The 22,337-nt window shown below is 68.3% G+C and carries 14 protein-coding genes; 12 read left to right on the forward strand and 2 right to left on the reverse strand.

Going from position 1 to position 22,337, the window contains the following annotated elements:
* Window positions 1–380 precede the first annotated feature (380 nt).
* From chvE to C3B61_RS04490, 9 genes are all read left to right on the forward strand, one after another.
* A complete protein-coding gene (chvE, locus tag C3B61_RS04450) occupies window positions 381–1,505 on the forward strand; it encodes a multiple monosaccharide ABC transporter substrate-binding protein (RefSeq protein WP_103459690.1) in 1,125 nt (374 codons plus the stop codon).
* Window positions 1,506–1,630: 125 nt separating this feature from the next.
* The gene (gene mmsA, locus C3B61_RS04455) at window positions 1,631–3,139 is read left to right on the forward strand and encodes a multiple monosaccharide ABC transporter ATP-binding protein (RefSeq protein ID WP_088457834.1); all 1,509 of its coding nucleotides are present in this window, start codon (window positions 1,631–1,633) and stop codon (window positions 3,137–3,139) included.
* 5 nt (window positions 3,140–3,144) lie between these two features.
* On the forward strand, window positions 3,145–4,362 hold the full coding sequence (gene mmsB / locus C3B61_RS04460) for a multiple monosaccharide ABC transporter permease (RefSeq protein ID WP_088455105.1): 1,218 nt from the start codon (window positions 3,145–3,147) through the stop codon (window positions 4,360–4,362).
* Between the two features lie 60 nt (window positions 4,363–4,422).
* A complete protein-coding gene (locus C3B61_RS04465; protein ID WP_244285831.1) occupies window positions 4,423–5,640 on the forward strand; it encodes an ROK family protein in 1,218 nt (405 codons plus the stop codon).
* 167 nt (window positions 5,641–5,807) lie between these two features.
* A complete protein-coding gene (locus C3B61_RS04470; RefSeq protein WP_103459691.1) occupies window positions 5,808–6,821 on the forward strand; it encodes a LacI family DNA-binding transcriptional regulator in 1,014 nt (337 codons plus the stop codon).
* Between the two features lie 131 nt (window positions 6,822–6,952).
* Window positions 6,953–9,292 (forward strand): alpha-xylosidase, encoded by a 2,340-nt coding sequence (gene yicI, locus C3B61_RS04475; RefSeq protein ID WP_103459692.1) that lies wholly within the window; start codon window positions 6,953–6,955, stop codon window positions 9,290–9,292.
* A complete protein-coding gene (locus C3B61_RS04480; protein WP_103459693.1) occupies window positions 9,289–10,746 on the forward strand; it encodes a GH1 family beta-glucosidase in 1,458 nt (485 codons plus the stop codon). The genes yicI and C3B61_RS04480 overlap by 4 nt, the downstream gene beginning before the upstream one ends.
* 102 nt (window positions 10,747–10,848) lie before the next feature.
* On the forward strand, window positions 10,849–12,894 hold the full coding sequence (locus C3B61_RS04485; protein WP_244285832.1) for a beta-galactosidase: 2,046 nt from the start codon (window positions 10,849–10,851) through the stop codon (window positions 12,892–12,894).
* On the forward strand, window positions 12,894–15,251 hold the full coding sequence (locus C3B61_RS04490) for a glycosyl hydrolase family 95 catalytic domain-containing protein (RefSeq protein WP_103459694.1): 2,358 nt from the start codon (window positions 12,894–12,896) through the stop codon (window positions 15,249–15,251). Before C3B61_RS04485 ends, C3B61_RS04490 begins: the two co-directional genes overlap by 1 nt.
* A 64-nt stretch (window positions 15,252–15,315) precedes the next feature.
* On the opposite strand, the gene C3B61_RS04495 is transcribed toward C3B61_RS04490, so the two are convergent.
* Both C3B61_RS04495 and C3B61_RS04500 read right to left on the reverse strand, forming a co-directional pair.
* Entirely contained in the window at window positions 15,316–15,528 is a 213-nt protein-coding gene (locus C3B61_RS04495) for a twin-arginine translocase TatA/TatE family subunit (RefSeq protein WP_103459695.1), read from the reverse strand.
* A 48-nt stretch (window positions 15,529–15,576) separates the two neighbouring features.
* On the reverse strand, window positions 15,577–18,459 hold the full coding sequence (locus C3B61_RS04500; RefSeq protein ID WP_103459696.1) for a glycoside hydrolase family 3 C-terminal domain-containing protein: 2,883 nt from the start codon (window positions 18,457–18,459) through the stop codon (window positions 15,577–15,579).
* A gap of 228 nt (window positions 18,460–18,687) precedes the next feature.
* Here C3B61_RS04500 and C3B61_RS04505 point away from each other — a divergent pair, with 228 nt between their 5' ends.
* The 3 genes from C3B61_RS04505 to C3B61_RS04515 are packed head-to-tail and all read left to right on the forward strand — an operon-like array spanning window position 18,688 to window position 22,274.
* The gene (locus C3B61_RS04505) at window positions 18,688–20,340 is read left to right on the forward strand and encodes an extracellular solute-binding protein (protein WP_103459697.1); all 1,653 of its coding nucleotides are present in this window, start codon (window positions 18,688–18,690) and stop codon (window positions 20,338–20,340) included.
* Between the two features lie 9 nt (window positions 20,341–20,349).
* On the forward strand, window positions 20,350–21,345 hold the full coding sequence (locus C3B61_RS04510) for an ABC transporter permease (RefSeq protein WP_103459698.1): 996 nt from the start codon (window positions 20,350–20,352) through the stop codon (window positions 21,343–21,345).
* Window positions 21,342–22,274 (forward strand): carbohydrate ABC transporter permease, encoded by a 933-nt coding sequence (locus tag C3B61_RS04515; RefSeq protein WP_103459699.1) that lies wholly within the window; start codon window positions 21,342–21,344, stop codon window positions 22,272–22,274. The genes C3B61_RS04510 and C3B61_RS04515 overlap by 4 nt, the downstream gene beginning before the upstream one ends.
* Window positions 22,275–22,337: the final 63 nt, after the last annotated feature.

A 22,337-nucleotide genomic window follows, 5' to 3' on the forward strand; every position in this document is an offset into this window, starting at 1 on the left:
AAAACCCCCGGCCACAACATATTCGCCGGAAGTCGGTTTTTGAGCCTCCTCCCGCTACTGACCGTGTCGAACTGTTTCGACGATTCCCGTCGCAAATGGAGCCCTCGAGGGGGCGCATTATCATGCCAACCCCCCAAACAGGGGCATTTCCTGTTTTGCCCCTAGGCAAACCGAGAAGGTACGAGATAAGTTCTGTCCGTCAACAAAGGCCGCATTTGCGCGGTGGGTCAATCACAGCGATGTCCCGTTACAAGGAGGTAACCCTGACACGCGTTCGCCCAGTGCTGGGGGAGCGGGCGACAAGATTTCCTCCTCTGGCAGTCCACCGGCATACCGGTGACTGCGGTGACTGGCAGCTCTCAGAGAGGAAAGCTCCAACTATGTCCAAGACCAAGAAAATTCTCGCCCTCGCGGCCACAGGCATCTTCGCCCTGTCGCTCGCGTCCTGCGCCAGCGACGGTGAAGCCACCGGAGGCGGCGATGCAGCCGCCGGCGGTACCGAGTGCAACGTCGGAATCTCGATGCCGACTCGCAGCCTGGAACGCTGGATCAACGACGGCGAGCAGCTCAAGGCGCTGCTCGAAGAGGCCGACTGCACCGTCGACCTGCAATACGCCGACAACAAGACCGACCAGCAGATCAGCCAGATCCAGAACCAGGTCGCCGGCGGATCGAAGATCCTCGTTGTGGCCGCCGTCGACGGCCAGGTGCTCGCACCGGTGCTCGCCGAGGCCAAGAAGCAGGACGCCACCGTCATCGCCTACGACCGCCTGATCAACGGCACCCCTGACGTCGACTACTACGCGACCTTCGACAACTACAAGGTCGGCCAGCTGCAGGGCCAGTTCCTGGAGACCCAGCTCGACCTGGCCAACGCGACCGGGCCGATCTCGATCGAACCGTTCGCCGGCAGCCCCGACGACAACAACGCCAAGTTCTTCTTCTCCGGCGCCTGGGACGTTCTGCTGCCCTACGTGGAGAGCGGCGTCCTCGTCGTTCCGAGCGGCCAGTCACCCGCCTCCAACGACGACTGGGCCTCGATCGGCATCCAGGCGTGGGCCAGCGACAAGGCGCAGTCCGAAATGGACAACCGTCTGTCGTCGTTCTACACCGGCGGCGACAAGGTCGACGTGGTGCTCTCCCCGAACGACAGCCTGGCCATCGGCATCATCGCCTCGCTGAAATCGGCCGGCTACGCACCGGGCACCGACTACCCGCTGATCACCGGACAGGATGCCGACAAGGCCAACGTCAAGGCGATCCTCGACGGTGAGCAGTCCATGACGGTCTGGAAGGACACCCGCACGCTCGGCGAGCAGGTGTTCACCATGATCGAGGAGATCGTGGCCGGCGACGAGGTTACCGTCAACGACACCGAGACCTACGACAACGGCGAGAAGGTCGTGCCGTCGTTCCTGCTCGACCCCGAGGTCGTCGTCAAGGACGATGTGCAGACCAAGCTCGTCGACTCCGGCTTCATCAAGGCATCGGATGTCGGCCTCTAACGAGCCGACCCTGGCCGGCCTGTTCGTTCCGAGCAGGCCGACCTCCTAGCCGGGCACCCGGGAAACCGGGTGCCCGGCCCATCAGCAAACAGGAGAGCGCAGTGGAGCATTCGATCATCCTCAGGATGAACAACATCGTGAAGGACTTCAATGGGGTGAAGGCCCTCGACGGTGTTTCCCTCGAGGTCACGAGGGGGCAGGTGCACGGCATCTGCGGGGAGAACGGCGCCGGCAAGTCCACGCTGATGAAGGTCCTCAGCGGGGTGTACCCGGCCGGTAGCTTCGACGGCAGCATCGAGTTCGAGGACCACGAGGTGGCCTACAAGACCATCAACGACAGCGAGCACGACGGTATCGTCATCATCCACCAGGAGCTGGCGCTGAGCCCGTACCTGTCGATCGCGGAGAACATCTTCCTCGGCAACGAGAACGCCACCCGCGGGGTGATCGACTGGAACAAGACCAACCGTGAGGCCGCCCTGCTGCTGGCCCGGGTGGGCCTGGACGAGAACCCGGCCACCAAGATCCTCGAGCTCGGCGTGGGCAAGCAGCAGCTCGTGGAGATCGCCAAGGCGCTCTCCAAGCGGGTCAAACTGCTCATCCTCGACGAGCCCACCGCGGCCCTGAACGACGAGGACTCCACCCATCTGCTGGGCCTGATCGACCACCTGCGCACGCAGGGCATCACCTGCATCATCATTTCCCACAAGCTCAAGGAGATCAAACGCATCGCCGACACCGTCACGGTGATCCGGGACGGCAAGACCATTGAGACCATCGACATGGCCGGGCCGGATGCCACGGAGGCTCACATCATCCGCGCCATGGTCGGCCGGGACCTGAACAACCTGTTCCCGCCGCGGGAGCCCGCCGTGGGCGCCGAGGTGCTCAGGGTGGAGAACTGGACAGTGCACCACCCCGTCGACGTGGCCCGCAAGGTCGTCGACGGTGCCTCCTTCACCGTCAACGCCGGCGAGATCGTCGGCTTCGCCGGGCTGATGGGCGCCGGCCGCACCGAATTGGCGATGAGCATCTTCGGCCGCTCCTACGGCACCAACATCTCCGGGCAGGTCTTCAAAGACGGCACCGAAATCCAGATGCGCACCGTGGGGGAGGCCATCGAGCACGGCTTCGCATACGCCACCGAGGACCGCAAACGCTACGGCCTCAACCTGATCGGCGACATCACCGTCAACGTGTCCGCGGCCGCCCTGGCCAAGCTGGCCAAGTACGGCGTGATCGACAAGCACCGTGAGTACAAGGTCGCCGACTCCTACCGGCAGAAGATGAACATCAAGGCGCCGTCGGTCACCTCGATCACCGGCAAGCTCTCCGGCGGTAACCAGCAGAAGGTGGTGCTGTCGAAGTGGATCTTCTCCGGCCCCGACGTGTTGATCCTGGACGAGCCGACCCGCGGCATCGACGTGGGGGCCAAGTACGAGATCTACGGAATCATCAACGAGCTCGCGGCGCAGGGCAAGGCGGTCATTGTGATCTCCTCCGAACTGCCCGAGCTGATCGGCATCTGTGATCGCATCTACGCGATCTCAGAAGGAAAACTCACCGGCGAGGTCGCCAAGGCCGACGCGTCGCAGGAAACACTCATGCACTACATGACCGCAGGAAAGGACTGAGCGCGATGACCACCACCACGCCAGCGAGCAAGGCGCCCACAGAACCACCCGTCAAGCGCCGGATGCCCAAGCTCTCGATCAACCTTCGCCAGTACGGCATCGTCGCCGCCCTGGCCGTGATCGTCATCCTGTTCCAGATCCTCACCGACGGGCGCCTGTTGCTGCCCGGCAACGTGAACAACCTCATCCAGCAGAACGCCTACGTGCTAATCCTCGCGATCGGCATGGTCATCGTGATCATCGCCGGCCATATCGACCTGTCCGTCGGCTCTGTCGTGGCCATGGTCGGCGCTGTCGCCGCGATCAGCATGAACAACTGGGGTCTGCCCTGGTGGGGCGCGGTCCTCGTGTCGCTGCTGGTCGGCGCCCTGGTCGGTGCCTGGCAGGGCTACTGGGTGGCGTTCGTCGGCATCCCGGCGTTCATCGTCACCCTGGCCGGCATGCTCATCTTCCGGGGCCTCACCCTGGTGCTGCTCACCGGCGGAACCATCAGCGGCCTGCCCGCGGAATTCACCGCGATCGGCGCCGGCTGGCTGCCGTCGTACCTGGGTGAACTGGCCGGGCGCGACGTGCTCACCCTGGCGCTGGGCATCCTCACCGCCGTGGCCCTGATCGTCTTCCAGCTGCGCACCCGCGCCACCCTGGCCCGGTTGGACCTGCCGCGCGAACCGCTCGCCTCGATGTGGACCAAGAACGGCATCGCCGCCATCGCGATCGTCTGGTTCGCTTGGTTGCTCAGCGACTACAGCGGCACCCCGATCATCCTGATCGTGCTCGCCGCCCTGATCCTGATCTACAACTTCGTGCTCAACCGCACGGTGTTCGGCCGCCACGTCTACGCCATGGGCGGCAACCTCTTCGCCGCCGTGATGAGCGGGGTGAAGACCAAGTGGGTCAACTTCTACATCTTCGTGAACATGGGCGTGCTGGCCGGCCTGGCCGGTGTGGTCTCGACCGCGCGAGCCGGCGGCGCCGTCGCCTCGGCGGGCCAGAACTACGAGCTCGACGCCATCGCCGCCGTCTTCATCGGTGGTGCGGCCGTGCAGGGCGGCGTGGGCACCGTGGTCGGTGCCGTGGTCGGTGGTCTGGTGATGGGCGTGCTCAACATGGGCCTGTCGATTCTCTCGGTGGATGCCGCCTGGCAGATGACAATCAAGGGCCTGGTGCTGCTGCTGGCCGTCGCGTTTGATATCTTCAACAAGCGGCGCGCCGGAGGACGATAGCACTGACGCCACCCGGCGGTCCTCTGTCGGGCCCGCACCCGAAAGGACCGTGACCCACCCGTGAGCCAAGCGTCACCCACCCTGGGTGTTCGGGGCGGCACCAGCAACGACCAGCTCCGGCGGTACAACCTGTCGATGGTCATGACGATGCTGCACCACGCCCGTGGCTGCTCCCGAGCCGAGCTCACCAAGCGCACCGGACTGAACCGGTCGACGATCGCGGCCCTGGTGGCCGAACTCGTCGACCTGGGCATGGCGTTCGAGGTGGAACCGGAGAGCGTGGTGGGCCGGGTGGGCCGGCCCAGCCCGCAGGTGGTGCCGAACCCGGGGCTGGCCGCGATCGCGGTCAACCCCGATGTCGACGCCATCACGGTGGGACTGGTGGGACTCGGTGGTGAGGTGATCCGGCGCATCCGTTTCGACACCACCCGGGTGCCCACCGTGGCCGAGGCCATCAACGCGGTCAAGGCCATCGTCGACGGCATGCGCGGTGAGATCGACCAGAGCTACAGCATCGCCGGGGTCGGCGTGGCGGTGCCGGCGCTGGTGAACTCCGCGGACGGCCGGGTGCTGATCGCCCCGCACCTGGGCTGGCGCGACGTCAACCTGGCCCGCGATCTGGCCCGGGTGCTGGACTACCCGGTCTTCGCCGGCAACGATGCCAGCCTCGGCGCGATCGCCGAGAGCATGTTCGGCGCGGCCCGCGGCATCAACGACCTGGTCTACCTCAACGGCAGCGCCAGCGGAATCGGCGGCGGCCTGATCATCGGCGGCACACCGCTCCGCGGCACCAGCGGCTACGCGGGGGAGCTGGGCCACACCCTGGTGAACAGCGCGGGGGTGCGCTGCCACTGCGGCCGGATCGGCTGCCTGGAGACCGAGGTGAGCATGGCCAGGCTTCTCGCGGTGCTGAAGCTGCCGCGCGCCGACCTGGACGACCTCGACATCGCGCTCGGCGTCTCCCGCGATCCGGCCGTGCTGGCCGAGGTGCGCCGGCAGATCGAGCTGCTCTCCGAGGCGATCTCCAACTTCGTGAACCTGTTCGACCCCGAGATGGTGGTGCTCGGCGGGTTCCTCGGCTCGCTGCTCTCGGTGGGCCGGGAACAGCTGACCGCGGCGATGATCGTGCGCTCCATGAGCAGCATCGGCCACACGGTGGCCATCGAGCGGGCCAGCCTGGGCTCGCACCTGATGCTCGTGGGCGCCGCCGAGCTGGCCTTCGCCGACCTGCTCGACGACCCGGCCGGCTTCGTGCGCGGTCGTGCCTCTCGTCGCTAGTTCGCTGATCTGACATTTGTCGTCAATCACCACAAACTACTTGCGGAAGCGAGGAAGTCTGCCGTAGGCTCCCTTGCGAGGCGGTCGAAACGTTTAGACACTTCGCCCGCTGCTCGGCTGCGTTTCCGCAATCGATCCCGCACTATCCGACCGACGATGGAGTCCAGGTGGCCAACATTCACGACGTGGCACGTGTCGCCGGAGTGTCGATCAGTACGGTGTCCTACGCCCTCAGCGGGAAGCGTTCGATCGCAGCGTCTACCAAACAGCGCATCGACCAGGCCGTTCTCCAGCTCGACTACCGGGCCAACGCCGGCGCGCGGATGCTCAAGGGCGCGCGCACCCAGATCCTCGCGTTGAGCGCTCCGCTGCATGCCGGCACCCACGCCCCGGCCCACATGGCCTTCGTGCTCTCGGTGGTCACGGCCGCCCGCCTGTACGACTACGACGTGCTTCTGCTCACCCAAGACGAAGCAACCGTGGGTCTCCGCCGGGTGGCGCGCAGCTCCCTGGTCGACGGCATCGTGCTGTTGGACGTCTCCACCGCCGATCCCCGCACCGATCTGGTACGCGAGCTCGGCCTGCCGGCCACGGTGATCGGCATCCCCAATGACACCGCCGGCCTCACCTGTGTCGACCTCGACTTCGAACAGGCCGCGGTGCTGGCCGTTCGCCGGCTGGTCGACCTCGGCCACCGCGAGATCGGCCTGATCGGCCAGGCGCCGCTCGTCTATGAGCGTGGCTCGAACTTCCCGCCGCGTTTCCGGGACGCCTTCCTGGCCGAAGCCGCCCGGCTGGGCGTCACCGTGGCCTTCACCCCGGCCGCCGAGGAGTCGGCCGGCGTGCGCGCGGCCGTCGAGCACGTGACGGCCGCTCTGCCCGGAATGACCGGGCTCGTGTTGCACTGCAACGAACCCGTGCAGTCCATGGTTCTCGACGTGCTCAGCCAGCGCGGCATCAGCGTGCCGAACGACCTCTCGGTCATTTCGGCCTGCTCCAGCTTCTCCACCGACCATCTCAACCCGCCGCTCGACGTGATCCCGCTACCCGCGGACCAGTCCTGCACCCGAGCAATCGAGCTCACGATGGCCCAGTTCGCCGGAGACGCCGAGCCCCACGTCGAATACATCGAGCCGACGTACGTCGAGCTCGGGTCGACCGCCCCCGGCCCGCATCGATAGAACCTCGGAAAACCCCTCAGAGCCTTCGTGCCGTCGAAACGTTTCGAAATGCGATCGAGAACCGTAGTACCCAGCAGCACCACCCAACGCACCCTCACCAGGGGCATCACCGCAGGAGCAGTCAAGTAGACATGAAATTCACCGATGGTTTCTGGCACACCCGTCCCGGCGTCACCGCGTTCTACGCGCAGGAGGCCTACGACATCGAACAGGTGGGTGCCGCCCTGCGGGTCTCCGCCCCGACGAAGGTGATCGAACGTCGCGGTGATGTGCTCAACCGCGCCATGCTCACCGTGACGCTCTCCTCGCCGCTGGAGGGCATCGTCAAGGTGCGCGTGGAACAGCACACCGGGACCACAACCGGCCCGGGTTTCGAGCTCGTCGGCGCCGAGCCGGATGCCGGCGACATCGCGATCGACGCCACGGGCGGCACCCTCACGGCCGGCCCGCTCACCGCACGCATCGCCCCGGGCGCTCCGTTCAACCTCAGCTTCGAGGCCGACGGCCGCACCCTCACCGAGAGCGGCCACAAGTCGATCGGGCACATGCAGCTCGCCCCCGGGGCCCCCATCGCCGCCGAACCGGCCGGCGTCTCCGGCGTCACCACCACCGGGCTCGCACCGGCACCCAGCTACACGCACGCACAGCTCTCCCTCGGCGTGGGCGAACTGGTCTACGGCCTGGGCGAACGCTTCGGCCCGCTGATCAAGAACGGCCAGACCATCGACATCTGGAACGCCGACGGCGGCACCTCCAGCGAACAGTCCTATAAGAACGTGCCGTTCTACCTCACCAACCGCGGCTACGGCGTGCTGGTCAACCACCCCGAGCACGTCTCCTTCGAGGTCGGCACCGAGGCCGTCGAACGGGTGCAGTTCTCCGTCGCCGGTCCGGCCATCGAATACCTGGTGATCTACGGGCCCACTCCCAAGCAGATCCTCGAGCGTTACACCCGCCTCACCGGCCGCCCCGCGCGGGTGCCGGCCTGGTCGTACGGCCTATGGCTGTCGACCTCGTTCACCACCCAGTACGACGAGGCCACCGTGAACAGCTTCATCGACGGTATGGCCGAGCGCGACCTGCCGCTTTCTGTCTTCCACTTCGACTGCTTCTGGATGCGCGAATTCAACTGGACCGACTTCGAGTGGGACCCGCGGGTGTTCCCGGACCCCGAGGGCATGCTCGCCAGGCTGCACGAGAAGAACCTGCACGTGAGCGCTTGGATCAACCCCTACATCGCCCAGCGGGCCGGCATCTTCGCCGAGGCCGCCGCCGCCGGCTACCTGGTGAAGAAGGCCGACGGCGACGTCTGGCAGTGGGACCTCTGGCAGGCCGGCATGGCACTGGTGGACTTCACCAACCCCGCCGCCGTCACCTGGTTCCAGGACAAGCTGCGCGGCCTCTTCGCACAGGGCGTCGACGCCATCAAGACCGACTTCGGCGAACGCATCCCCACGGATGTGGTCTGGCACGACGGCTCGTCGCCCGAGGTGATGCACAACCTGTACACCCAGCTCTACAACAAGGCCGTCTTCGAGGTGCTCCAGGAGCACCGCGGCGAGGGCGATGCGGTGCTGTTCGCCCGCTCCGCAACCGTCGGCGGCCAGATGCAGCCCGTGCACTGGGGCGGAGACAACTCCTCCAGCTACGAGTCCATGGCCGAGACCCTACGCGGCGGGCTCTCGCTGGCCTTCAGCGGCTTCGGCTACTGGAGCCACGACATCGGCGGCTTCGAGGGCATGCCCGACCCGGCCGTGTTCAAGCGCTGGCTGGCGTTCGGCCTGCTGTCCAGCCACTCCAGGCTGCACGGGTCCACCAGCTACCGGGTGCCGTGGCTCTTCGACGAGGGCCGGGAGGAGCCCGGCCAGAGCGCCGTCGACGTCACCCGGGTGTTCACCAAGCTGAAGCTGACGCTGATGCCCTACCTCTATCAGGTGGGCCTGGAGGCACACCGTCTCGGTGCCCCGTTCATGCGGCCGATGCAACTCGAGTTTCCCGGCGACCCCGCCGTGGACTACCTCGACCGGCAGTACCTGCTCGGCGCCGACCTGCTCGTGGCCCCGGTCTTCAGCGAAGCCGGCGACGTGCAGTACTACCTGCCGGCTGGCACCTGGACGAATTACCTGTCCGACGAGGTCGTCACCGGTCCCGTTTGGCGCCGGGAGACGCACGCGTTCGACAGCATCCCGCTGTGGGTGCGTGGGGGAGCGGTGCTGGCCACCGGTTCCCGCGACGACAGGCCCGACTACGACTACACCGACCAGACCCTGCTCACGGTCTACCCGGGCGAGTCGGCCGGCATCCGCACCGTCGAAGTCGCCAACCCGCTCGACGGCAGCTTTGTCACCTTCACCATCACAGTTTCCCGCGACGACACCGTCGTGACCAGCGATTCGGATGCCCCCTTCCGGGCCCGCCTCGCCGGCGGCGACATCCTTTCCTCCACCGACCGAAAGGCCACCCTCCGATGAGCATCATCGAGCAGAGCACCACGCAGGCCTCACCCGACTACCGCGACGCCGGCCTCACGTTCCCGGACTCGTTCATCTTCGGCTCCGCCACGGCCAGCTACCAGATCGAGGGCGCCTTCGACGAGGACGGCCGAGGCCCCTCGATCTGGGACACCTTCAGCCACACCCCCGGCAAGATCTGGAACGGCGACACCGGCGACGTCGCCTCCGGCCACTACCACCGGCTCGAGGAGGACCTCGACATGATGGTGACGCTGGGCCTGCAGGCGTATCGGTTCTCCATCGCCTGGTCACGCATCCAGCCCACCGGCCGGGGCCCGGCCAACCAGGCGGGCCTGGACTTCTACGGCCGGCTCATCGACGGGCTGATAGCCCGGGGGATCAGCCCGATCGTCACCCTTTACCACTGGGACCTGCCGCAGGCCCTCGAGGACGAGGGCGGCTGGACCAACCGGGCCACCGCGTACGCGTTCGCCGACTACGCGGCGATCCTGGGCGCGGCATTCGGCGACCGGGTGGACACCTGGACCACCCTGAACGAACCGTGGTGCTCCGCTTACCTGGGCTACGGTTCCGGCTCGCACGCGCCCGGCCGCACCGACGGCGCCGAGGCGCTCACCGCCGTGCACCACCTCAACCTGGCGCACGGCCTGGCGATCCTGGCGCTCAAGCCGCTGGTGACCAACGACCCCGACTTCTCGATCACCCTCAACCTGCACGTGCTGCGCGGCGAGGGCGAGACCGGGCCGGAGGCCGTGCGGCAGATCGACGCCCTCGCCAACCGGGTGTTCCTGGGCCCGCTGCTGACCGGCGCCTACCCGGCGGATGTCTTCGAAGACACCAAGGACGTCACCGACTGGGCGTTCATCCTGCCCGGCGATACCGAGATCATCCACCAGCCGCTGGAGGTGCTCGGCGTCAACTACTACTCGACCACCCTGGTTCGGCTGTGGGACGGGGCGGCACCGCGCCAGAACGCCGACGGGCACAAGGATGTCGGTGCCTCGCCGTGGCCCGGCGCCGACAGGGTCGAGTTCCTCGCCCAGCCCGGCCCGTACACCGAGATGGGCTGGAACATCGAACCGGCCGGCCTCGAGGAGTTGCTCGTGGCGCTGCACGAGGAGTTCCCGGCGCAGCCGCTGATGGTCACCGAGAACGGTGCGGCGTTCGCCGACACGGTCGTGCAGACGGAGGACGGACCCCGCGTGCACGACGTGGACCGCACCGACTACCTGCGCCGGCACTTCACCGCCGCGCACCGGGCACTGGCCCGCGGCGTCGACCTGCGCGGCTACCAGGTGTGGTCACTGATGGACAACTTCGAATGGGGCTACGGCTACTCCAAGCGGTTCGGCATCGTGCACGTGGACTACGACACGCTGGTGCGCACCCCCAAGGACAGCGCCCGCTGGTACGCGGCCCTGGTCGCCACCCGCACCCTCCCGGCCGTCTAAGGCTCTCTCCCGAGTTGCCCTCGCGCGGACGAGTTGCCCCCCGGGGCAGCTCGTCCGGACCTGGGCAACTTACGGTCATTTCGCAAGAGGAACAGGAACACCTTGCAGCAGCAGCAGCAGCAGCACCAGCACCAGCACAGCTTTGTCTACGGCGGCGACTACAACCCCGAGCAGTGGCCCGAATCGGTGTGGGCGGAGGACGTGCGCCTGATGCGTGAGGCGAACGTCAACCGGGTCACCGTCGGGGTGTTCTCCTGGTCGTCGCTCGAGCCCGAAGAAGGCCGGTACGACTTCGGCTGGCTCGACAGGGTGATGGACCTGATGCACACCAACGGGATCGGGGTGGTGCTCGCCACCCCCACCGCGTCGCCTCCGCCGTGGTTCACCTTCGCTCACCCGGAGGCCCTGCCGGTCACCGCGGACGGCGTGCGCCTGGTGCACGGCAGCCGGGACACCTACAACCCGGCCGCCCCGGCGTACCGGGATGCCGCGCGACGGATCGCCGGCGCGCTCGCCGAACGGTACGGCCGGCATCCGGCGCTGCGAATGTGGCACGTGCACAACGAGTACGGCACGGTCTCGTACGGCCCCGAGACGGACCGGGCGTTCAGGCTGTGGCTGGCCGAGCGCTACGGCACCGTGGCCGCGCTGAACAGCACCTGGAACAGTGCGTTCTGGTCGCAGAGCTACGCCACCTTCGAGCACATCCTGGCGCCGCAGGCCACCCAGTACCTGCCGAACCCGGCGCACCTGCTCGACTTCAAACGGTTCTCCGCCGACACTCTCCGCGACGCGCTGCGCGAGCAGGTCGCGGTCATCCGCGAGCTGAGCCCCGGCGTGCCGGTGACGACCAACTTCATGCTGCCCAGCTGGAACCACTACGACCAGTGGGATTTCGCCGCCGAGATCGACGAGGTGTCGATCGACCACTATCCCAGCGCCCGCGACATCGAGGGGGAGACCCACGTGGCGTTCGGCGCCGACGTGGCCCGCTCGTTCAACCAGGGCCGACCCTGGGTACTGATGGAGCAGGCCACCAGCCTGATCTACGACTACGCGGCCGCGCGCCTGTTCGCCAAGGACCCCGGCCGGCTCGAGCGCAACACCCTGCAATACCTGGCCAGGGGCGCCACCGGCAGCCTGTTCTTCCAGTGGCGTTCGCCGCGGGTCGGCGCGGAGTTCTTCCACTCGCCGATGGTGCCGCATGCGGGGGAGGACTCCCGGGTGTTCCGCGAGATCGTCGCCCTCGGGCACACCCTCACGTCGTTGGCCGAGATCGCCGAACCGCCCGCGGACGGCCGCCGGGTGAACGTCGCCCGGGTCGCCATCGTCTGGGATTCCATCGCCTGGTGGGCCGCCGAGACGCGCGCCTTGCCCTCCGACGACCTCGCCTTCCTACCCGCCGTGCGCGCCGTGCACCGGGCGCTCTGGTGGCAGGGCATCTCCTGCGACGTGGTGCGGCTCGATCAGGACCTCTCCGGCTACGACCTGGTGCTGGTGCCGAACAAGATCGCCGCCTCCGACGCCGAGGCCGAGACGCTGCGCGCCTTCGTCACGGCCGGCGGTCACGCGGCGGTCTGGTTCTTCTCCGGCAGCACCGACGAGAACCTCAGCGTGCGCCCCGGCGGCTTCAGCGGCGCCTTCGCCCCGCTGGCGGGCATCCGCGTCGAAGAGCACCACCCGCTCGCCGCCGGCGAGACCGTGCAGCTCTCCGACGGGTCGCGGGCGGATGCCTGGGCCGAAGACCTGCAGGCCACCGGCGCCGAGGTGCTGGCCACCTTCACCCACGCTCCGCTGGCCGGCCGGCCGGCGATCACCCGCAACCGGCTCGGCGCCGGCACGGTGCACTACCTGGCCACCCGGCTCGACCAGGCTGCGCTGCGCGCGCATCTGACCCGGATGCTCGCCGAAGCCGGCATCGGCCCGGAACACCCGCAGGCCGGTGACGGCGTCGAAATCGTGCGCCGCTACGCCGGCGACCGCAGCTACCTCTTCGTCTTCAACCACGGCGAGAGCGCCCGCACGGTCGCCCTGAACGGCTACGACCTGCTCACCGAGGCGCAACTCTCCGGCGACGTCGAGCTGGCCCCGGCCGCCTCGATCGTCCTCCGCGAGAGTGCCCTGCCGGACTCCCCGCCGCAGCCCTGATGAGCGAGCTGTCCTACACCGCGCCGAGCAGGAACTGGTTGGATGCCCTCCCGCTCGGCAACGGCGCACTGGGTGCCATGGTCGACACCACCGACCGGTGCACCCGGCTGCACCTGAACGACGAGACCGCCTGGTCGGGCTCGCCGGAGAGCGAACACCGCCACGGGCCGGTGGATGCCCCGACCGCCGCGGCCGCGCTCGCCGCGGCACGGGCGCACCTCGCCGAGGACCGGGCGGCCGAGGCCGAGGCGGAACTGGCCGCGCTGAGCGCCGAGTACACCCAGGCCTACCTGCCGTTGGGCACCGTGCAGATCGACCTGCCCGGCGGCCACGCCCTGACCCGGCGGTGGCTCGACCTGGCCGACGCCGTCCACCACATCCAGGGGGCCGGCCTCGAACAGACCAGCTTCGCCAGCCACCCCGACGGGGTGCTCGTGCACCACATCGTGGCCGACGCCGCCCTGCCCGACCCGGTCTTCACGGTCTCGGTCAGCAGCCCGCTCGCCGAACTGGGCCGCACGGTCACGACCGACGGCCTGAGTCTTCGGCTGCAGCTGCCGGCCGACGTGGCGCCGGGGCACCGGCCCGACCGGCCCGCCGCCGTCTGGGAACTGGACGGCATCCAGCCGCTGCAGGGCGCCCTCGTGGTGTCTGTGCGGCATGACGGTCACGCCGCACCCGACGGGTCAGGTGCCCTCCGCATCGAGGGTGCCACGGAGATCCTGGTCTGCGTGGCCACCGAGACCACCTTCACCGCCGCCGGCCGCCCGGCCTCCGGCACCGCAGCGGATAGCGCCGCCACCGCCTCGGCCCGCCTGGGCGCTGTCGCCGGGGCATCCGTCAACGACCTCGCCGCCCGGCACCGGCTGGACTACACGGCCCTGTTCGACAGGGTCAGCCTGGACCTGCCCGGGCCGGCCGGTGCCGACGGCTGGACCGCTCCCGACCGGCTCGACCGCGCCGCCACCGACCCCCGCCCGGCCGCGCTGACCGATCCCGGCCTGTTGTCGCTCCTCTTCGACTACGGCCGCTACCTCTTGATAGCGTCCTCCCGACCCGGCGGGTTGCCCGCCACCCTGCAGGGCCTCTGGAACGACTCCATGCAGCCGCCGTGGAGCAGCAACTACACCCTCAACATCAACACCCAAATGAACTACTGGGGCGCCCACGTGGCCCGGCTCGGCGAGACCGCTGAGCCCCTGCTCACCTTTGTGGAGGCCCTCGCCGAGCGGGGCGCGCACACCGCCGACCGGCTCTACGGCTGCCGGGGCTGGGTGGCGCACCACAACTCCGACGGATGGGCGTTCAGCTCGCCGGTCACCGGCGACGCCTCCTGGGCGCAGTGGCCGATGGCCGGGGTCTGGTTGGTGCGGCAGCTCGACGAGGTGCGCCGGTTCGGCACCGCCACGCCCGACCAGCTCGCCCGGCTGTGGCGCCTCGCGGCCGGGGCCGCCCGGTTCTGCCTCGACTTCCTGGTGGAACTGCCCGGCGGAAGCCTGACCACCCGGCCCTCCACGTCGCCAGAGAACCAGTTCCTGCAGAACGGCCGGCCGGTCGCGGCCGGCACCGGGTCGACCATGGACCGCACCCTGCTGCGCGAACTGTTCGCACTGCTGCCCGGCCTCGCCGCCGACAGCGGGCAGGGCGACGACCCGATCCTCGCCGAGGCGGCGGCCGCGCTGGTGCGCATCCCCGGCCCCCGAATCGGCAGCGACGGCACCCTGCTCGAGTGGGACCGGGAGCGCCTCGAAACCGACCCGCAGCACCGGCACGTCTCGCACTTGGTGGGGCTGTACCCCGGCGACGGTCTGAACGCCGAGCACGCCCAGGCGGCGTCGGCCACCCTGGACCGACGCGGTGACGACTCCACCGGCTGGTCGCTGGCCTGGAAACTGTGCCTACGCGCCAGGCTGCACCAGCCCACCAAGGTCGACGACCTGCTCGAGCTGGTGCTGCGGCCGGCCCGCGACGACGCCGGTCCCCATGCCGGCGGGCTGTACCCCAACTTCTTCGCCGCGCACCCGCCGTTCCAGATCGACGGCAACCTGGGCTTTGTCGCCGCGGTCTGCGAGCTGCTACTGCAGTCGCACACCGGCACCCTCGAGCTGCTGCCCGCGCTGCCCGCGTCACTGCCCGAGGGGCGGGTGACCGGGCTGGCCGCCCGGGGCGGCGTGCTCGTCGACCTCACCTGGTCCGACGGAACCCTGGTGAGCGTGACCCTGCGCGCCAGCGCGGAGCGCTTCGCGGGCGCCAGGCTCATCGGCTACCGCGGCCGCCGGCACGAGGTCGTTGTGCCCACCACGGGCATCCGTCTCTTCAGGGCACCCGACGGCACCCTCTCGTCCCGCGAACGGTGAGCCCAGCCCAAAAAACCTCGAGTTTTCGGGGCTGAGCTCACAGTTTGCGGGGCCGGGACGGGGGTTAGGGCTTGGGCTTGTCGAGCGTCGTTGCGGCAGGGGCGGTGGCCGGCTTCTCGTCGGGCACGGCGGCGTCGGTGGGCGCCAGCTCGGTCTTGAGGATCTTCATCGACTGGCCCATGCTGCGCGCCAGCGCGGGCAGTTTGGGTGCGCCGAAGAGCAGGAGTACGACGAAGAGGATGATGATGAAGTGCCATCCGGTCAGATTGCTGAGCATGATGTCCCGTCTAGTCGGTGATGCTGATGGTGAATGGATGCGGCGAATCTAGGAAAGCGCGACGTGCGGCCCGCCGAGGAACGCGAGCTGCACCCCCCGCGACAGAGTGACCCGAAGGTCGGCCGGTGCGGTGTTGGTGCCCGCACCCTCGAGAGGAATCGACACGGTCTGCCAGTCGAGCGTACCGACCTCGGCGCTGCCGAGCGGTGACCAGAGTCCATCGCGACGGCTCTCCAGCTCGATCCGGCCGGTGCCGCGGGCCTCGACCGCGAGCACTCCGGCCAGGGCGGCCAGGTCCACCGTCAGGTAGACCAGGCGGGCGCGCCGCGCATCGGCGGCCACCGCCACGGCGGTGCCGGCCAGCGGTGTGTACGCCACCAGCTCGCTCCGCACGGTGTCGCTGTGCCCGGTGTGGTCGAAGGAATCGGCGCCGAACCCGGCCACAGGGTTGCGGGGTGCGACGGAGACACCGTCGACGTGCAACAGCAGCCGGTGGTCGATGCTCTCGGCCGAGCGGCCGACGAGCAGCTCGTATTCGCCGGTTTCCACGATGAGGCGTTGGGTGGTCACGTCCCAGACCATCAACGCGGCAGGGTCGAGGGTGATGGTCAGCTCTGCGGCACCGCCGGCCGCGACGCTCACCCGACCGAAGCCGGCCAGGCGGCGGCGGGGGAACGGCAGCCGGTGCGCGTTCGCCGCGACGTAGAGCTGCACGGTGGCAACGGCCGGCCCCGCGGGCTGCCCGTCGCCGGGGTCGCCGTTCACTCCGACGGTCACGGTGACCGGAGTCAGTCCGGTCTCGTCGGTCCACCGAACCCGGCTGGCGGACAGCGTGGCGGCCGACACGGATGCCCGGGCGTAACCGAGCCCGTGGCCGAAGGCGAAGTCGGGTGTTGCCGAGGAATAGAGGTAGGTGCTGGCGCTGGTGATGATGTCGTAGTCGAGCACGTCGGCGAGGTCGGACTCGCCGGACCACCAGGTCTGTGCAAGACGCCCGGTGGGCTCCACCGCGCCGGTGAGCACGTCGGCGAGGCCGTGGCCGAGCGCTTCGCCGGCGTGCGACGACCACAGGATGGCCGGGGCCTTCTCGAGTGCCCCGCCAAGGGCGAACGGGTAGGAGGAGATCACCAGCAGCGCCAGGTGCGCATTGGCATCGGCGGCCGCGCCGACAAGTTCGGCCTGGTGCTCCGGCAGCGCGAGGGCCGGACGGTCCTCGGTCTCACGGCCGCCCAGGTGCGGGTCGTTGCCGACGGTGACGATAACGGTGTCGGCCGCGGCGGCCACCTGGGCGGCGTGGGCGAGCCCGGAGCGCAGCACCCGGAGGCCGAACCTGTCGGCCGTGGCCTCGGTGGCCGGCTGGGCCAGGATGGCGCCGTTGCCGAGGTCGGCGTGCAGCCAGAGACCGGAGCCGCGGTGCTGCAGCGACACGCTGCCGTCGTCGTGGCGGAGCAGGCGCAGGTCTTCCTGGGCGACCCAGCCGCCCACCCGGGTGGCGGTGTCCTCAAGATAGCCGTGCGCGCCGCGGGTGACGAGGCGGTCGGTTGCGGTGTTCCGCAGGGTTACGTGGCCATGACCCCACTCGGTCATTTCAAAGGTCTGTGCGTCGCCGACGGTGTCGCTCGCGGCGTGCAGACGCCCGCCGACGGGTCCGCCGGAGGTGAGGTAGCGGCCGGTGCGCGGGTCGCGGAGCGCGATCAGGTCGCTGCCGCTGGCGACGGTGACGCCACCGCCGGTGTCGGCCAGCGCCGTGGCCAGCCCATCTGTGAGGCTCACCGGGGCGATCAGACTGCCGCTGTACCAATCGGCCAGGACCCGGTCGGCGAGCGGCCCGAGGAGGGCGACCCGGGACGCCGGGGCCAGCGGCAGCACCGGGGTGCCGGCGACAGGGTCGTTCTTCAGGAGCACGGTACCGGCCGCGGCTGCCTCCCTCGCCAGGGCCCGGTGGGCAGGTGAGCCGATCACGTCGGCGGTGATGCCGGCGTATTGATGCGGTTCGGTGTCGAATTCGCCGGTGCGGGCGCGGGCCGTGAGCAGGCGCAGCACCGCGGCATCCACGTGCTCGATGCCGATGAGTCCCTCAGCGAGGGCCCGGCGCATGGCCGAGACCGTGGGTTCCGTGTTGGTGTCGTTGTCGGTGAAGCTGTCGACGCCGGCGATCAACGCGGCGGCGTGAGCGGCCACGGGTCCGTCGAAGAACTCCTCGGACACGAAGAGGTTGGTGGGGGCGGCGGCGTCGCTGACGATGAGCAGGTCGGCGCTGTCGGCTACCCAGGTGCGCAGGTGTGCCGCGACGAGGTCGGAGACGTGCGCCGGGCGGCCGTTCACCAGATTGTAGGAGAGCATCGCGGCGCCGGCGGCGCCCTCTTCGATGGCCGGGCGGTAGGCCGGCAGCTCATACTCGTGCAGCACTCGCTGGCGCAGCTGCGAGTTGGTCGTGGAGCGGTCGACCTCGTTGTTGTAGCCGAGGAAGTGCTTGAGGGTGGGCACCGTGCGCCAGCGCACGGGATCGTTCCCGCGCAGGCCCCACGAGTAGGCGCAGCCGAGCAGACCGGTCAGCCAGGAGTCCTCGGAGTAGCCCTCCTCGTTACGGCCCCAGAGCGGATGCCGCAGCGGGTTCACCACCGGCGCCCACACGTTCAGGCTCACCGCGGGGGAGCCGGCGTGCTTGCCCCGCACCTCGATGCCCACGGCTTCGCCTACCCGACGCACCAGGTCCAGGTCCCAAGAGGCGGCGAGGCCGACCGGCTGCGGGAACAGCGTGGCCTCGCCGAGCCAGGACAGGCCGTGCAGGCCCTCGGTACCGGTGGAGAAGGCGTCCAGCCCCAGGCGCTCGATGGCGGGATTGGCCTGATGCAGCAGGCTGAGCTTCTCCTCGACGGTGAGCTGGTCGAGTAGGTGGTGTGCCGTTGCGGCGTCGGTGCCGTGCGTCATCAAGTTCTTCCTGGTTCGGTGACCGTCGAAGCGTTTCGACAGTTGTCGCGAAAACTACGTCGACATGCCGAGTCTAGGTCACAATTCGCGATTTGTGGTTGCCTCCGCGTAATTCCTCCCTGTACACTCCCGATTGTCGAAGCGCTTCCGCAGGGAGTTGGACTTGGGGGCAATTCTTGCTTTTCCAGGCCTCGGCAAGAACAGCAACTTACGAAGAAGTGAGGCAGCATGAGCATCCAAACGGCCAGTTCTGATCTGAGAGCATTCGCCAAGAAGCCGCTGAACCGGAGGTCCTTCCTGGGCTTCGTAGGTGCCGGAGCGGCCGCAGCCACTCTCGCCGGCTGCAGCACCGGAACGGCCAGCACGTCGGGCGGCTTGTTCAGCGCCGAGGACATCGCCGGCGTCATCCCGAACTACTATCCGGTGGACTTCGCGGTCCCGGACCTGGTCAGCGTCAACGGCTCCACCGCCGGCTACCTGAAGCTGCCCACCACGCTGCGCAAGTCCGTGGCGAAGGTACCGGGCGCCGGCGGGTCGTACACCGCGCTCTCCCCGGCCTGGTGGACCATCCCCAGCTCGAACAACGACTACTTCAAGGCCGTGAACAAGGAACTGGGCGCGACGATCAAGTTCCAGGTCTCCGACGGCAACACCTACGGCGAAAAGATCCAGGCCGTGCTCGCGTCGCCGAACAACGTGCCGGACATGGTGGTCATCCCGTCCTGGAACCTGCCGCCCAAATTCGACCAGGCCGTCACCTCCCTGTTCGCCGACCTCAGCCCGTATCTCGCCGGCGACAAGGTGAAGGACTACCCCAACCTGGCCAACATTCCGACCGACTCGTGGAAGTACTCGGTCTTCCAGGGCAAGCTCTTCGGGCTTCCGTACCCGGGTGAGGTCATCCAGAACGCGTTCTTCTACCGCAAGGACATCTTCGACGAGCTCGGCCTGCCGCTGCCCACCGACGCCGAGAGCTTCATCACCATCCTCACCGAGGCGACGGATGCGTCCAAGAACCGCTGGGGCGCCGATGACCTGTGGAACGCCGGTCAGATCATGTTCGGCGTGCCAGACAAGTGGACCGTCGCCGACGGCAAGCTGGTGCACAAGTTCGAGACCGACCAGTACCGCGAGGCCCTGGACTGGCTGACCCGCCTGTTCAAGTCCGGTGCGGTGCACCCGGACGCCATGGCCGGCAATGACCAGCAGGCCAACAGTCGCTACGAGGCCGGGAACACGCTGGTCAAGAGCGACGGCGTGGGCGGCTGGGCCGAGTCCCTCGCCAGGGTGCTGCCGTCCAACCCGGGTTACAACACCCAGGCCATGGACTTCTTCGCGGCCGACGGCGGCGACCCCACCCTGTACAAGGGCAGCCCCACCAACATCTTCAGCTTCATCAACAAGAAGGCCGACGAAAAGGCCATCAAGGAGATGCTCGCCGTGGCCGACTTCATCGCGGCACCGTTCGGCACCGCGGAGTACCAGCTCCTCAACTCCGGGGTTCAGGGCACCCACTACGACCTCGACGCGAACGGCGCCCCGGTGCTCAACGCCAAGGGCCAGGCCGAGGTCACCTCGACCTACTCGTTCCTGGTGCACCCGCCGGTCGTGCAGGCGCACGTGGAGTACCCGCAGTTCGTGACCGACTACTGCAACTGGAGCGCCCGGATGAGTGCCTTCGCGGCCGACCCGGTGCTCTACGGGGTGCAGATCCAGGAACCGGCCAAGTTCGGTTCGCTGGGCAAGCCCTTCGACGACCTCAAGGCCGACGTGGCCAACGGGCGCAAGGAACTCTCGGCCCTGGACGGCGCGATCGAGACCTGGAAGTCCAACGGTGGCAACGAGCTGCGCAAGTTCTACCAGAAGTACCTGGACGCGTAGGTCGGGCCGATGACCTTAACCGACGAGCGGCGCCCCACTCCGGCGGCGCCGCCCGCAGACCCCGCCACCCTGAAGGCCGCGACGGCGAAAAAGCGGAAGAAGCGCCGCGCCCTGTTCAAGCGCGACCGCACCCTATTGATCATGGTGCTGCCGGCGCTGCTGCTCACCGCGTTGTTCGCCTACGTGCCGATCGTCGGCAATGCGATCGCCTTCCAGGACTACTCGCCCTACGTGGGAGCGTTCGAGAACCCGTGGGTCGGCTTCGCCAACTTCGAACGGGTGCTGGCCGACGAGGCCTTCTGGTCGGCGGTGCGCAACACCCTCACCATCACAGCGTTCCAGCTGGTCTTCTTCTTCCCGGTGCCGATCATGCTGGCGATCCTGTTGCAGGGGCTGCTCAGCCCGCGGGTGCGGTCGCTGTTCCAGTCGATCGTCTACCTGCCGCACTTCCTGTCCTGGGTGATCGTGATCTCGATCTTCCAGCAGATCCTCGGCGGGGCGGGGCTGCTCAATCAGTTCCTGCGCGACAACGGCATCGAGGCGGTCAACCTGATGACCCAGCCAGACACCTTCCTGATCCTGGTCACCTCTCAGGCGCTCTGGAAGGACGCCGGCTGGGGAATCATCGTGTTCCTCGCCGCGCTCAGCGCCATCGACCCGAGCCAGTACGAGGCTGCGGCGATGGATGGCGCCGGCCGGCTCAAGCGGATGTGGCACATCACCCTGCCCGCCCTGCGGCCGATCATCATCCTGCTGCTCATCCTGCGCCTGGGGGATTCCCTCACCGTGGGCTTCGAGCAGTTGCTGCTACAACGTGACGCGGTCGGAGCGGGTGCGGCGGAGGTGCTGGACACCTTCGTCTACTACTCAGGCATCCAAAACGGCGACTGGAGTTACGCCGCCGCCGCAGGCCTGATCAAGGGCGTGATCAGCGTGATCCTGGTGCTGGGCGCCAACAAACTCGCGCACCTATTCGGAGAAGCCGGGGTCTACCAGAAATCATGAGTATCACCACCAAACCACGCGACTCAGCGCGCTCCCGTCCTCCCCGGGTCATCCGGCCGGCCTGGGAGGAGCCCCGCGCTCCGCTCGAAGCCGGTGCCCGCGGCATCGTGCTCTTCGGCATGGCCGCCCTGATCGTCATACCCCTCTACATCGTCGTGCTCACCAGCTTCTCCTCGCAGGCCACCATCACGGCGGCCGGCGGCATGGTGATGGTGCCCGGCGAGCTCACCTTCTCCGCCTACGAACAGATCCTCTCCGGCGGAGTGGTCACCCGGGCCGTCATGGTCAGTGTCGGCATCACCGCGGTGGGCACCCTGATCAGCCTGGTGGTGTCGGTGATGGCCGCCTACGGCCTCTCCAGGCCCGGCTCATACGCGCACCGGCCGATCCTGTTCTTCCTGCTGATCACCATGTTCTTCGGTGCGGGCATGATCCCCAGCTACCTGCTGGTGAGCAACCTGGGCCTGATCAACTCGTACTGGTCGCTGATCCTGCCCAGCTGCATCAGCGTGTTCAACATCTTCCTGATGCGCGGCTTCTTCATGGGCATCGACCAGTCGATCATCGACAGCGCGCGGATCGACGGCGCCGGCGACTGGCGCATCCTCACCAAGATGGTGCTGCCGATGTCACGCTCGGTGATCACCGTGATCGGCCTGTTCTACGGCGTCGGCTACTGGAACGCGTTCTTCAACGCCACCCTGTACATCAACGACAGCGAAAAGCTGCCGCTGCAGGTGATCCTGCGCTCCTACGTGCTGCAGGGCGTCTCGGTGCCCGGCCAGGTGAGTGTGGGCAGCGGTGAGGTCGCCACCCTGGCGGTGCAGATGGCCGTCGTGATCATCGCGCTGGTGCCGGTGCTGATCGTCTACCCGTTCCTGCAGAAGCACATCAGCTCCGGAGTCATGATCGGCGCCGTCAAGGGCTGATTCCAGTACCCAGCGCCCGGGCGGCAGCCGGCCGGTCGCTGGGTATTCTTAGCGGTGACGCAC

Origin of the sequence: Cryobacterium zongtaii (assembly GCF_002909375.1) — a bacterium.
Taxonomy (GTDB): domain Bacteria; phylum Actinomycetota; class Actinomycetes; order Actinomycetales; family Microbacteriaceae; genus Cryobacterium; species Cryobacterium zongtaii.